A 12,467-nucleotide genomic window follows, 5' to 3' on the forward strand; every position below is an offset into this window, starting at 1 on the left:
GGCCATGATCTCGCGCATCCTCGAATTTTCGGTCCATCAACGCTGGGTCGTCGTCTTCCTCAGCCTGATGGCGGCGGCTTTTGGCGCGTTCGCCTTGCAAAAGCTGCCCATCGACGCGGTCCCCGACGTCACCAACAACCAGGTGCAGATCAACACGGTCGCCCCCTGGCTTTCGCCGCAGGACATAGAGAAACAAGTCACGCTCCAGATTGAGACCGCGCTCGCGGGGGCGACCGGCCTCGACTACACCCGTTCGCTGTCGCGCAACGGGTTCTCGCAGGTGACGGCGGTCTTTTCGGAAAAGACCGACATCTATTTCGCGCGCCAGCAGGTCAACGAAAGGCTGCGGGAGGCCAAGGCGGCGCTGCCCGGCGGCGTCGAGCCGCGCATGGGGCCGATTTCGACCGGCCTTGGCGAAATCTACATGTGGACGCTGTCCTACAAGCCCAAGCCTGAGAAGATCGAATCCAATCCGCCGGCCGGCTGGCAAGCGGACGGCGCCTATCTGACGCCGGAAGGCCAAAGCCTGCGCACGGACATTGAACAGGCGGCCTATCTGCGCACGGTGCAGAACTGGATCGTGCGCCCGCAGGTCAAGATGGTTCCGGGCATAGCGGGCGTCGATTCCATCGGCGGCCAGGAAAAACTCTACCAGGTGCAGCCCGAGCCGAACAAGCTGATCGCCGCCGGCGTGTCCTTCGCCGATCTCGCCGCCGCGCTCGAAACCAATAATTCCAGCCGCGGCGCCGGTTATATCGAACGCAACGGCGAGGCCTATGTCGTGCGCGCGATCGGGCGGCTGGAAACTGTGTCCGACATTGAAAATGTCGTCATCGCCTCGCGCGGCGGCGTTCCCGTTCGCGTCAAGGATGTCGCCAATGTGTCGGTGGGCGCCGATCTGCGCACCGGCAGCGCCAGCGCCAATGGCGAAGAAGTCGTGGTCGGCTCCGCGCTGATGCTGATCGGCGGCAACAGCCGCACGGTCGCCGCCACTGTGGACGCCAAAATCGGCGAGATCGCGCGCAACATGCCGCCGGACATCGCGCTGACGCCCGTGCTCAACCGCATGCAGCTCGTGGATGCGACGGTGCGGACGGTGGCCAAAAACCTCGCCGAGGGCGCGCTGCTGGTGATCGCCGTGCTGTTCCTGCTGCTCGGCAATTTACGCGCCGCCTTGATCAGCGCGCTGGTGATCCCCTTCGCCATGCTGATGACTTTTGCGGGCATGGTCGAGACCAAGGTCAGCGCCAATCTGATGAGCCTTGGCGCGCTGGACTTCGGCCTGATCGTCGACGGCGCGGTGATCGTCACCGAGAACGCCTTGCGCCGGCTGGCGGAACGCCGCCACGCTTTGGGCCGCGCCCTGCGTCAGCCTGAGCGCATGAGCGTGGTGATCGGCGCGGCGCAGGAGATGATCCGCCCGTCGCTGTTCGGCCAGGCGATCATCATGCTGGTCTATGTGCCGCTGCTCAGTTTTACGGGTGTGGAAGGAAAAATGTTCCAGCCGATGGCGCTGACCGTCATCATGGCGCTGGTCGCGGCCTTCGTGCTGTCGCTGACGCTGGTTCCGGCGCTGATCGCCATCGCCATTCCCGCGCCTGAGACCGAGGAGGATAATTGGATCGTCCGCGCGATGCGGCGGCTCTACGCGCCGACGCTCGCCTTCGCCATGAAGGCGCCGATCCGCATGGCGGCGGGCTCGGCTTTCCTGTTCCTGCTGGCGCTGCTGCTGTTCGGTCGTCTCGGCCAGGAATTCGCCCCGACGCTCGATGAGAAGAACATTGCGATGAACGCGCTGCGCATCCCCAGCGCGTCGCTGAAGCAATCGCAGGCCATGCAGGCGCAGGTGGAAAAGACCATCGCCGAATTCCCGGAGGTCAAGCTGGTCTTTTCCAAGACCGGCACGGCGGAGGTCGCCTCCGACCCCATGCCCGTCAACAGTTCGGATACGTTCATCATCTTGAAACCTCAAGAAGAATGGCCCGATCCGCATGAAAGCAAGGCGGCGCTGCAAGGCCGGATCTCGGAGGCTGTGGCGGCGCTGCCGGGCAACGTCACCGAGTTCTCGCAGCCGATCCAGATGCGCTTCAACGAACTGCTGGCCGGCGTGCGCGGCGACGTCGCGATCAAAGTGTTTGGCGACGAGTTCGAACCGATGTTGCGCGTCGCCAATCAGATCGCGGGCGTCGTGCGCGCGACCAAGGGCGCGGAGGATGTGAAGGTCGAGCAGATCAACGGGCTGCCGTTCCTGGAAATCTCGATCGACAAGGAGGCGGCGGCGCGGTTCGGCCTCAGCGTTTCGGCGGTGCAGGATGTGATCGGCGCCGCCGTCGGCGGCCGCGAAGCCGGTTATGTCTTTGAGGGCGACCGGCGGTTTGCGCTCACCATCCGGCTCGGCGAAAACCTGCGCTCGGACATCGAGGCGCTGAAAAACCTGCCCGTGCCGTTGCCCGGCGCCGGAGCGAAGGCGCCTGTGGTGCTGATGAAGGAGATCGCCCGGTTCGACGAGCGCGACGGGCCAAACCAGATCTCGCGCGAGAACGGCAAGCGCCGCGTGGTCGTCACCGCCAATGTGCGCGGCCGCGACGTGGCGTCCGTCGTCGGCGAAATCCAGCAGCGCACGCAGGCCGAGGTGACGGTCCCGCCGGGCTACTGGCTGCAATGGGGCGGGCAGTTCGAAAACCTGGCCGCCGCCAAGGCGCGGCTGATGGTGGTCGTGCCCGCCTGTTTCGCCATGATCCTGTTCCTGCTGTTCGCGGCTTTGGGACGGATGCGCGACGCGCTGCTGGTGTTCAGCGCCGTGCCGCTCGCGCTGACCGGCGGGATCGCGGCGCTGTGGAGCGCGGGCCTGCCATTCTCGGTCTCGGCGGCGGTCGGCTTCATCGCCCTGTCCGGCATCGCCGTGCTCAACGGCCTCGTGCTGCTCACCTATGTGAAGCAGTTGCAGGCGGAAGGCTTGCCCCTGCCCGAGGCCCTCCGCCAGGGCGCGCTCACGCGGTTGCGGCCCGTGGCGATGACCGCGCTGGTCGCGGCGCTGGGTTTCGCGCCCATGGCGCTGGCGACGGGCGCGGGGGCGGAAGTGCAGAAGCCGCTGGCCATCGTGGTGATCGGCGGACTGATCAGCGCGACCTTGCTGACCCTGCTGGCGCTGCCCGCGCTCTATCTGCTGTTCGGCGAGCGGGCGGCAAGACCGACAAGGGCGTCGCCTGCCGCTCTCGACGCCCCGCCTCATGGCGAAGCCGGACCTGCGGGCGGCGCAACAAGGGCCTGAGGCCGAAACAATCTCAGGCGTTCGCGCAACGGATTTCATTCCCAAGCATTGGCAAATCTTGGTCGGGGGCGCGCCCCCGGCCTCAGGGGTTCAACGGCATGGCGCGACTAATGCGGCACATGCGCGACGAAATCGGCGGGATCGACCTGCATGTCGGGTTTTTGGTAAACGACCTCGCCGTTTTCATTCAGCAGCGTCAGCAGGGCGGAATGGTCGAAGCCGCCCTCCCCGTTGGCCCGATAACGCACGCCGAGAACCGCCGCGAGATCGCGCACGGCCTTGTCGTTTCCGGCCAGCAGGGTCCAGTCGGCGGGATCGAGGCCATGCGCCTCGGCATAGGCTTTGAGCTTTTCGGGCGTGTCGCCCTTGGGATCGAGCGTGACGAAGACGAAGCGCAGGCCCCGGCCCTGCGCCGCCTTTTCGATGGCGGCCATATTGGCGACGATCAGCGGGCAGATGTCGGGGCAGGAGGTATAGCCCATCGCCACCACACTTTTCTTGCCAGCCAGATCGCGCAGCGTCAGCGCGTGACCGTTCTGGTCGGTCCAATGCGACGGCAGGTTGAACAGCGAGGCGCCGCTCGGCGCCGCCTGCGCCATCGCGGCATGATCATGGGCCATCACAGGGAAGGACAGGGCGAACGAGATCGCCCAGGCCACCAACAAAGCGCGCAGCATCATTCGTCTCCAGCGCAGCGAAAACCGAGATTGTCTTGCGTGTAACGGGCCTTCAGGCTGGCGCGCAGCGCGTAGCGCATGAGGGCGGGGTAATCGGCGGGGTCGCGCACGCCCGCCGCGCCGCCGCCGCAGAACGCCGCATCGTCCTTGCTCGACGTGTTGCGCTGCTCCGCGCCCGAACCGGTGGCGGAGAAATCCTCCGTCCATTCCCAGACCAGGCCCACCATGTCGGAGAGTCCGTAGCCGTTGGCGGCCCCCTGCCCGACCTCGCCGAGGCGCGCGCCGTTCGGACGGGCGAACCAGTCGAGCGAGATCCGCGTCACCTGGTCCCGGCCGCGCCCCGCGTCGGCCAGCGCATATTCCCATTCGTCGGTGGTGGGCAACCGCCCGCCCCGCGCCTCGCAAAAAGCCTGCGCGGCGAACCACGACACATTGGTCACGGGCGCCAGCGCTTCCCCCGCCGCGGGCGCGCCCTCGCGCCAGCGCCTGAGATAATTGGGATCGACGAACAGGCGCGGGGCGGCCTCGCGCCGCCATTGCGGGTTTGTCGCCAGGAAGGCGGCGAATTGCGCCGACGTCACCGGGAAGCGGTCGAGCCGGAACGCCTTGAGCGCGATCGGGCGCGGCTCCGCGCCGCGCTGGCCCTTGGCCGGAATCATCTTGAAAAAGGGGGTGAAGGCGCCGGCCGGCACCGGCGCCATGCCGGCCGGCGCGGCGCAGGCGGGAGCGAGGGCCGACGGGAAAACCGCCAGGAAAGTCGCCAGAATCGCCGCGCGCCGCGCCATCGCCGTCACTCCGCCGCCGCTTTCCTGACGGCGCGATGCGCCTTGACGTCGGCGGGGGTGACTTCGCCGCCGCCATTGCCCCAGCTGTTGTAGACATAGGTCAGCACGTTGGCGATGTCCTCGTCGGGCAGATCCCAGGCCGGCATCACGCCGTCGAACGCCTTGCCGTTGACCTTGAGCTTGCCCGACAGGCCGCCCGTCACCGTCTGGACGATCTTGGCCTTGTCGTTCTTGAGATAGTCGGACTTGGCCAGCGGCGGGAAGGCGTCCGGCACGCCGGCGCCGTTGGGCTGGTGGCAGGCGGAGCAATTGTTGGCGAACACCGCCTCGCCCGCCTTGATGCGCTCGGCCTTGTTCTGCGCCACCGGCGCGACGGCGGCCGGGGCGTCGGCGACGCGGACGCCCGCGCCTTCGGGCAGATAGACCTGATCTTCCGTCTTGCCGGAATAGACCAGCTTGTCCTCGGGGCCGACCGACTTGAACATGCCGAGGGCGCCCTTGTTGAAGGCGCGGGTCAGCGAATGGTCGACCAGGATGAAGGTTCCGGGCACGGTGAGCTTGAAATCGGCGATGGCCGAGCCGCCGGCCGGCACCATGGTGGTCTGCACGTTCTTGGTCGGCGTGCTCATGTTGCCTTCGGCGTAGACGCTGTCGAAAATCTGGCCGATGACATGAAAGGAGGAGGTCAGGTTCGGGCCGCCGTCGCCGATGAACAGGCGCACGGTCTCGCCGACATTGCCGGTGATCGCCTTGTCGCCGGTCATCGCGCCGACCGAGCCGTTGAACACCACATAGTCAGGCTTTTCCTGGATCGCCTTTTCCATGCTGAACGGCTGCAGGCCCTGCTCGCCATTGGCGCCCTTGGTGTAGAAGTCGCCCTGCATCACGTAATATTCCCTGTCGGCGTGAGGCAGGCCCTCCTTCGGCTCGACCAGGATCAGGCCGTACATGCCGTTGGCGACATGCATGGCGACCGGCGCGGTGGCGCAATGGTAAACGAACAGGCCGGGATTGGTGGCCTTGAACGAGAACACCGAGCTATGGCCCGGCGCGGTGAGCGAGGCCGCCGCGCCGCCGCCCTGGCCGTTGACGGCGTGCAGGTCGATGTTGTGCGGCATCTTGTTGTCGGGATGGTTGTCGAGATGCATCTCGACCAGATCGCCCTCGCGCACGCGGATGAATTTTCCGGGCACATGACCGCCGAAGGTCCAGAATGTGTAGCGCACGCCGTCGGCGAGCCGGCCTTCCACTTCCTTGACTTCGAGATGAACGACCACTTTGGTCGCGGTCTTGCGGGTGATCGCCGGCGGCGCGTTCGGCGCGTCGGTAAGAACAGCCTGTTCCTCGCCGACCACCGGCTCGGCCCTGTTGTCCTCGCGGCTGGCGGCCAGCGCGGCCGTCGTCAACATGGTCGAAGCCAAAAGGGAAATCAGTATCGTTTCGCGACCCATCGCCCGCGCCCTCCAGAAGCCTGAGCGGCGCGGAACAACCGCGCCTTTGCGACGAGGAACCTAACTTGGACCTCGCCTCGGCTATTGAGGAAGCGCAAACAAATGGATGAATTTGGCCCGCCCTGCGGCGGCGTGTGAAAAAGCCCGCCGGCGAACGACCGGCTCAGTCGGACTCGAACAGATCGCGCGTGTAAACCTTGTCGGCGACGTCGGCCAGCACGGGGCTGCGGCGGTTGCACAGGATCAGGTCGGCCTCGCGCTTGAACGTGTCGAGATCGCGGATGACGCGCGAGCGGAAGAACTCGTCCTCTTTCAGCATGGGCTCGTAGATCACCACTTCGATGCCCTTGCCCTTGACGCGCTTCATGATGCCCTGAATGCTGGAGCTGCGGAAATTATCCGAGCCCGCCTTCATGATCAGGCGATAGACGCCGACCACCTTCGGGTTGCGGCGGACGATGTCCTCCGCGATGAAATCCTTGCGCATCGTGTTGGATTCGACGATGGCGCGGATCAGCGTCTGCGGCACCTCGCGGTAATTGGCCAACAATTGCTTGGTGTCCTTGGGCAGGCAATAGCCGCCATAGCCGAACGACGGATTGTTGTAATGGCCGCCGATGCGCGGATCGAGGCTGACGCCGTCGATGATCTGGCGCGTGTTCAGCCCGTGCGTCATCGCGTAGCTGTCGAGTTCGTTGAAATAGGACACGCGCATGGCGAGATAGGTGTTGGCGAACAGCTTGATCGCCTCGGCCTCGTCGGGATCGGTCAGGATGATCGAAATGTCGCGCTTTTCCGCCCCCTCCTGCAGCAGACCGGCGAAGGCCTTGGCCCGCTCCGACCGCTCGCCGACCACGATGCGCGAGGGATGCAGGTTGTCGTAGAGCGCGCGCCCTTCGCGGAGGAATTCCGGCGAGAAAATGATGTTGTCGGCGCCGAACTCGGCGCGCATGCGGCGGATGAAGCCGACGGGAATGGTCGACTTGACGACGATGACCGCGGCGGGATTGAGGGCCAGCACCTCCCTGATCGTCGATTCGACGGTGGAGGTGTCGAAATAATTGGTGGCGGGGTCGTAGTCGGTCGGCGTGGCGACAATGACGTAATCGGCGCCGACAAACGCCTCCCCGGCGTCGAGCGTGGCGGACAGGTCGAGTTTGCGCTCCCTGAGCCATTGCTGCAGTTCGACGTCGATGAACGGCGCCTCGCGCCGCTTCAACAATTCGACTTTCACCGCGGAAACGTCGCGAACGACGACCGTATGGTTCTGCGCCAACAAGACGGCGTTCGACAACCCGACATAGCCCATGCCCGCGACAGCGATCTTCATGCGGTTCCTCGAACGGTTGACGTATGGACAGGCAATCAATCCCACGCCGGTCTCCGCCAAGTCAAGATATAGCTCGCAGTTGCAGCATTGACGCCTCGGCGCAAACCGGACATGAATGACGTTTGTGCAAGCCCCGGTTGCAGGACGGCGCGTGGCGCAGCACTGCTTATCGCTGATTTGAGAGTAAATTCAATGGCCAACGCTTTCTCGGGCGAACTGACCGTCCCGGTTTCCGTAGGGGAAATCGCCGACAAGATCACCATTTTGCGGATCAAGCGCGCCCGCATCGAGGATTCAGCCAAACGGGTCAATGTTTTAGCGGAACTGGCGGCGCTCGACGCCATCTTCTCCGGCGCCTTCCCCCATCTGTCGGCCGACGCCGCCGCGAAAATCGACCGGCTGCAATCCATCAACGAGAGGTTGTGGGAAATCGAGGACGACATCCGCCTGTGCGAGCGCGACGGGGACTTCGGCGCCAAATTCATCGCGCTGGCGCGGTCTGTCTATGTCACCAATGACGAGCGCGCGCGGGTCAAAAAAGACATCAATCTTCTGCTCGGCTCGAAATATATCGAAGAAAAGAGCTACGCCGGGAGCTGAGACGCCAAGTCGGCGCCCAGCCCGGGCGGCTTCGTTGTGCGCTCATGCAAAAAAATCATCTGGCTTTGGCGCGGCGCTCAAGCTAATCGAATGGGGTTTCCCCTACGTGCCCCATAGGTGAAGACGCATGAGTTCCGCCGACGACATCCTGCCGCGATGGTTCGACTCGGTTTCTCCCATCGCGGGCGCCTGGCATGAAATCGACGATCATTTCGGCCTGATCGGCTGGGTGATGGACAGCCGCGACGTCGATCGCAGCTTCGCGGTGGAGGCGGTCGCACACGGGCGAACCCTCGCGCGGGCGCGGACGCGCTTCCTGCGCGAAGATCTGACCGAATTCGCCGGCCGCGCGCCGCGCTGCGGCTTTTGCATCGACTGGGGCGATTTCGACGCCGCGCTGGTCCGCGCCTGTCTCGAACGCGATGGCGTCAACGAATTCGACATCGTCATCCCCGAGACCGGCAAAACCCTGCCCCGATTCTCGACGGTGCGCGATCTGCAGGCGTTCAAGCTGGCCGATCTCTACCGGCGCCTGAACGGCGCCGACGCCGCGCCGCTGCTCTCGCTCACCGCCGCCGAGGCGCTGTTCGGCCAGGACGCGCCGGCGGCCACGCCGGAAATCGAACGCGCGCGGCTCGCGGAGCTGGGCTTCGAGGGCTTCGTTATCGCGGCGGGCCTGTTCGACCCCGCCTTTTACGCCCTGCAATCGGGCGCGGCCTTCGCCGACGCCGCGCAGGCTTTGCAGCATTATCTGACGCAGGGCGAAGCGGCGGGCCTCAAACCCAATCCCTATTTCGATCCGGCGTGGCGGCGCCGCAAATATCCCGGCGGCGACAGCGGCTTGCGCGCCTATGTCGAAGCAGGCGAGGCGGCGGGTGAAAAACCTTGCGCCGTGTTCGAGCCGGGCTGGTATGCGCAGACCTATGGCCTCGACTTCGCGCGGCAGTCGGCGCTGGCGCATTACCTTCGCCACCGTGACAAGAACATCTTCAATCCCAACCGCTTCTTCGACATAGCCTATTATCTCGACGGCAATCCGGACATCCGCGACGCCGACATCGACGGGTTCTCGCACTGGTACGGCTGGGGCCAATTCGAGGGGCGCATCGGCTCGCCGCTGTTTCGCGTCGATTATGTCCGGCGGCGCTATCTCGGGGGCCAGCGGACGCTCAACGCCTTCGATTATTTCATGGATCTCGGCCAGGATCTCGGCTGGGAGCCAGCGCCGGGCGTCAGCGAGAAAAGCCTCCACGACCTGATCGCCGACAACTGCGCGCCCGGCCCGCTGTTCGAGGACAAACAGCCGTTGGCGCGCCGCCCCGCCGACGCGCCGAAAATCGTCGCCTTCTACCTGCCGCAGTTCCACGCCATTCCCGAGAACGACGAATGGTGGGGCGCCGGCTTCACCGAATGGCGCAACATGCCGCGCGGCCTGCCGCGCTACGCCGGCCATGTCCAGCCGCGCATCCCGCGCGACCTCGGCTTCTACACGCTGGAAGGCCCGGACATCCTCCGCAAGCAGGTGGAGCTGGCGCGGGCGTTCGGCCTGTCCGGCTTCTGCTTCTACTATTACAATTTCAACGGCAAGCGCCTGCTGGAGCAGCCGCTTGAAACCTTGCTGGCGCATCAGGACATCGATTTCCCGTTCTGCCTGATGTGGGCCAACGAGAACTGGAGCCGGCGCTGGGACGGCTCGGAAAGCGAAATCCTGATGCGGCAGGATTATCGCGCCGAGGACATGCCCGCGCTGGTGGCCGATCTGGCCCGGCACATGCGCGACCCCCGCTACATGCGCACGGCGGACGGACGGCCGCTGTTCTTCCTCTATCGCGCCGACGTCGTGCCCGACACCGCGGCGACCCTCGCGGCCTGGAAGGCCGAATTCCAGCGCCACGGCCTCGATCCGGTCATTACCATGGCGCAGACGTTCGGCGCGGCCGATCCGCGCCCGTTCGGCTTCGACGGCGCCATCGAGTTTCCACCGCACAAGCTCGGCGGCCATATTCCCAACATCAATCACCAGATCGAGATTTACGATCCGCATTTCTCCGGCGCGATCCGCGACTATGCCAGCGTGGTCGAGGAATCGCGCAAGGCGATGTTCAACGATTTCCCGCTGATCAAGACCGCCTTTCCCAACTGGGACAATGACGCGCGCCGTCAGGGCAAGGGCATGTCCTTCGCCGGCTCCTCGCCCCGCGCCTTCCAGGACTGGCTGGCCGAGCTGCTGGCCCACGCCCGCACGCAGCGGTTTTTCGGCGAGTCGCTGGTGTTCATCAACGCCTGGAACGAATGGTGCGAGGGCGCCTATCTCGAACCCGACGTGCATTTCGGCCACGCCTATATCAATGCGGTGGCGCGGGCGCTGGAGCGGCTCTCCGGCGACGGCCTGCGCCGCATCGTGCTGATCGGCCACGACGGCTTTCCCTCCGGCGCGCAGCACCTGCTGCTGCATATCGGCGAGGCCTGCCGCCGCGCCTTCGGGCTTGAGGTCGAATTCGCGCTGATCGGCGGCGGCGCCATGGTCGAACGCTATCGCGCGCTGGCGCCCACTTTCGTCGGCGCCGAACATGACGAGCCCTGGGCCGCGCTCGAAGCGCATTTGCGCGAATTGCGCCAGCGCGGTTTCCGCCACGCCATGACCAACACCGTGGTCTCCGGCGGCGCCGCGCCGCTGTTGCGCGATCTCGGCTACGCCTTCTGCTCGCTGGTGCATGAACTGCCGACGCTGGTGTCGTCCTGCGGCCACGAGGCGTCCTACCGGCGGATCCTCGATTGCGCGCAGCCCGCGGTCTATCCCAACGCCTTCGTCAAGGACCGGCTCGACACGGCGTTCGGCCCGGCTTCGCATCCGGCCGCGATCCGGCCGCAGGGTTTGTACAATCTGCCCAAAGCCAGCGGCGGCGCCGCGCTGCGCGCCCGGCTCGGGCTGGGACCGCACGACAAGCTGGTGATTAACGCCGGCCACGCCGACTTGCGCAAGGGCGTCGATCTGTTCATCGCCATCGCCGACCAGACGGCGCGGCTGACCGACCGCGTGCATTTCCTGTGGCTGGGGAACATCCATCCCGACATCGAACCCTGGCTCAGGCTCGACATCGCCCAGCGCGGCCTGAAAACCCTGCATTTCGAGCCGTTCAATCCCGACATCGACGCCTATTTCGACGCCGCCGACCTGTTCCTGCTGACCTCGCGCGAGGACCCGTTTCCGTCGGTGGCGCTGGAGGCGCTGTCGGTCGGCCTGCCCGTCGCCGCCTTCGCCAATTCGGGCGGCCATGCCGAGCTGATCGCCTCCGATCCCCGGCTCGGCCTCGTGCTGCCCTTCGCCGACGTCCCGAAATGCGCGCAGGTCCTGCCCGATCTCCTGCACGACCCCAAATTGTTCGCGCCCGAGGCGGCGGCGTTCCGCCGCGCCTTCGTCACTGAGAAATTCGATTTCCGGCTCTATTGCGCCGACCTGCTTCGCTTCGTGGAGCCGTCGCACCGCACCGTGTCGGTGATCGTGCCCAATTACAATTACGCGCGCTATCTCGACGAGCGGCTGACCTCGATCTTCCGCCAGACTTATCCGGTGCTGGAGATCATCGTGCTGGACGACGCCAGCGCCGACGACAGCCTCGCCGTGGCGCAGGCGAGCGCCGACGCGGCTCAACGCGCCATCCGCATCGTGCCGCGCGACGCCAATTCCGGCAATGTGTTCCGCCAGTGGAAGGCCGGCCTCGATCTGGCGCGCGGCGAATACATCTGGATCGCGGAAGCCGACGACAGCAGCGACCCCGAGTTCCTGGCCACGCTGCTGGGGCGGCTGACCGCCGAGCCGGAAGCCACCCTGTGCTTCTGCGATTCCCGCGCCATCGGCCCGGATGGCGCGCAGATCTACCCGGATTACAAGGGCTATTACCGCGAGTTTGGCGACGCCGGCCTCGACGCCGACGGGCGCTTCCCCGCCGACGAATTCCTGCGCCGCTTCCTCAGCCTGCGCAATCTGATCCTCAACGCCAGCGCCGTGGTCTGGCGCAGGGACGCGCTGGCGGACGTGTTCGCGCGGCTCGGCCCCGAGGCGTTCCAACTGCAATGCGCCGGCGACTGGCGCATTTATATCGAGGCTTGCGCGACCGGCCGCCCCGTCCTCTATTCCAGCCGGCCGCTCAACCGCCACCGCCGCCACGACGTCAGCGTGACGCACGCCCTCGACCGCGCGGCGCATTACCAGGAAATCGTCGCTGCGCAGGATTGCGCGCTGGCGGCGGCGCGCGCGCCCGGCGAACTGCGCGAGACGGTGCTGAACTGGCGGCGCAACCTGCGCGAATCCTGGCGTCTGGCATGAGCGCATCGCGCGCCGCCCCGCCCCCG

At 65.9% G+C, this 12,467-nt stretch carries 7 protein-coding genes; 3 read left to right on the plus strand and 4 right to left on the minus strand.

The features are described 5' to 3' along the window. Positions 1–4 precede the first annotated feature (4 nt). Positions 5–3,271, plus strand: a complete 3,267-nt coding sequence (locus CFB24_RS00175; RefSeq protein WP_088518554.1) for an efflux RND transporter permease subunit — start codon at positions 5–7, stop codon at positions 3,269–3,271. Between the two features lie 107 nt (positions 3,272–3,378). On the opposite strand, the gene CFB24_RS00180 is transcribed toward CFB24_RS00175, so the two are convergent. The 4 genes from CFB24_RS00180 to CFB24_RS00195 form a co-directional block, all read right to left on the minus strand. Then, positions 3,379–3,948, minus strand: a complete 570-nt coding sequence (locus CFB24_RS00180) for an SCO family protein (protein ID WP_158255243.1) — start codon at positions 3,946–3,948, stop codon at positions 3,379–3,381. Beyond that, positions 3,948–4,733 (minus strand): formylglycine-generating enzyme family protein, encoded by a 786-nt coding sequence (locus CFB24_RS00185; RefSeq protein WP_088518556.1) that lies wholly within the window; start codon positions 4,731–4,733, stop codon positions 3,948–3,950. Before CFB24_RS00185 ends, CFB24_RS00180 begins: the two co-directional genes overlap by 1 nt. Positions 4,734–4,738: 5 nt before the next feature. Then, positions 4,739–6,142, minus strand: coding sequence for a copper-containing nitrite reductase (gene nirK / locus CFB24_RS00190; RefSeq protein ID WP_244593230.1), 1,404 nt, complete (start codon positions 6,140–6,142; stop codon positions 4,739–4,741). A 205-nt stretch (positions 6,143–6,347) separates the two neighbouring features. Then, positions 6,348–7,514 (minus strand): nucleotide sugar dehydrogenase, encoded by a 1,167-nt coding sequence (locus CFB24_RS00195; protein WP_088518558.1) that lies wholly within the window; start codon positions 7,512–7,514, stop codon positions 6,348–6,350. Between the two features lie 192 nt (positions 7,515–7,706). Here CFB24_RS00195 and CFB24_RS00200 point away from each other — a divergent pair, with 192 nt between their 5' ends. After that, positions 7,707–8,114 (plus strand): DUF6165 family protein, encoded by a 408-nt coding sequence (locus CFB24_RS00200; RefSeq protein ID WP_088518559.1) that lies wholly within the window; start codon positions 7,707–7,709, stop codon positions 8,112–8,114. Positions 8,115–8,241: 127 nt separating this feature from the next. Beyond that, positions 8,242–12,441, plus strand: a complete 4,200-nt coding sequence (locus CFB24_RS00205; RefSeq protein ID WP_088518560.1) for a glycoside hydrolase family 99-like domain-containing protein — start codon at positions 8,242–8,244, stop codon at positions 12,439–12,441. Positions 12,442–12,467: the final 26 nt, after the last annotated feature.

Source organism: Rhodoblastus acidophilus (genome assembly GCF_900187365.1).
Lineage (GTDB): Bacteria > Pseudomonadota > Alphaproteobacteria > Rhizobiales > Beijerinckiaceae > Rhodoblastus > Rhodoblastus acidophilus.

Coding starts and splice junctions, on each gene's coding strand:
- CFB24_RS00175 (WP_088518554.1), top strand. CDS start 5: ATGATCTCGCGCATCCTCGAATTTTCGGTCCATCAACGCTGGGTCGTC.
- CFB24_RS00180 (WP_158255243.1), bottom strand. CDS start 3,948: ATGCTGCGCGCTTTGTTGGTGGCCTGGGCGATCTCGTTCGCCCTGTCC.
- CFB24_RS00185 (WP_088518556.1), bottom strand. CDS start 4,733: ATGGCGCGGCGCGCGGCGATTCTGGCGACTTTCCTGGCGGTTTTCCCG.
- nirK (WP_244593230.1), bottom strand. CDS start 6,142: ATGTTGACGACGGCCGCGCTGGCCGCCAGCCGCGAGGACAACAGGGCC.
- CFB24_RS00195 (WP_088518558.1), bottom strand. CDS start 7,514: ATGAAGATCGCTGTCGCGGGCATGGGCTATGTCGGGTTGTCGAACGCC.
- CFB24_RS00200 (WP_088518559.1), top strand. CDS start 7,707: ATGGCCAACGCTTTCTCGGGCGAACTGACCGTCCCGGTTTCCGTAGGG.
- CFB24_RS00205 (WP_088518560.1), top strand. CDS start 8,242: ATGAGTTCCGCCGACGACATCCTGCCGCGATGGTTCGACTCGGTTTCT.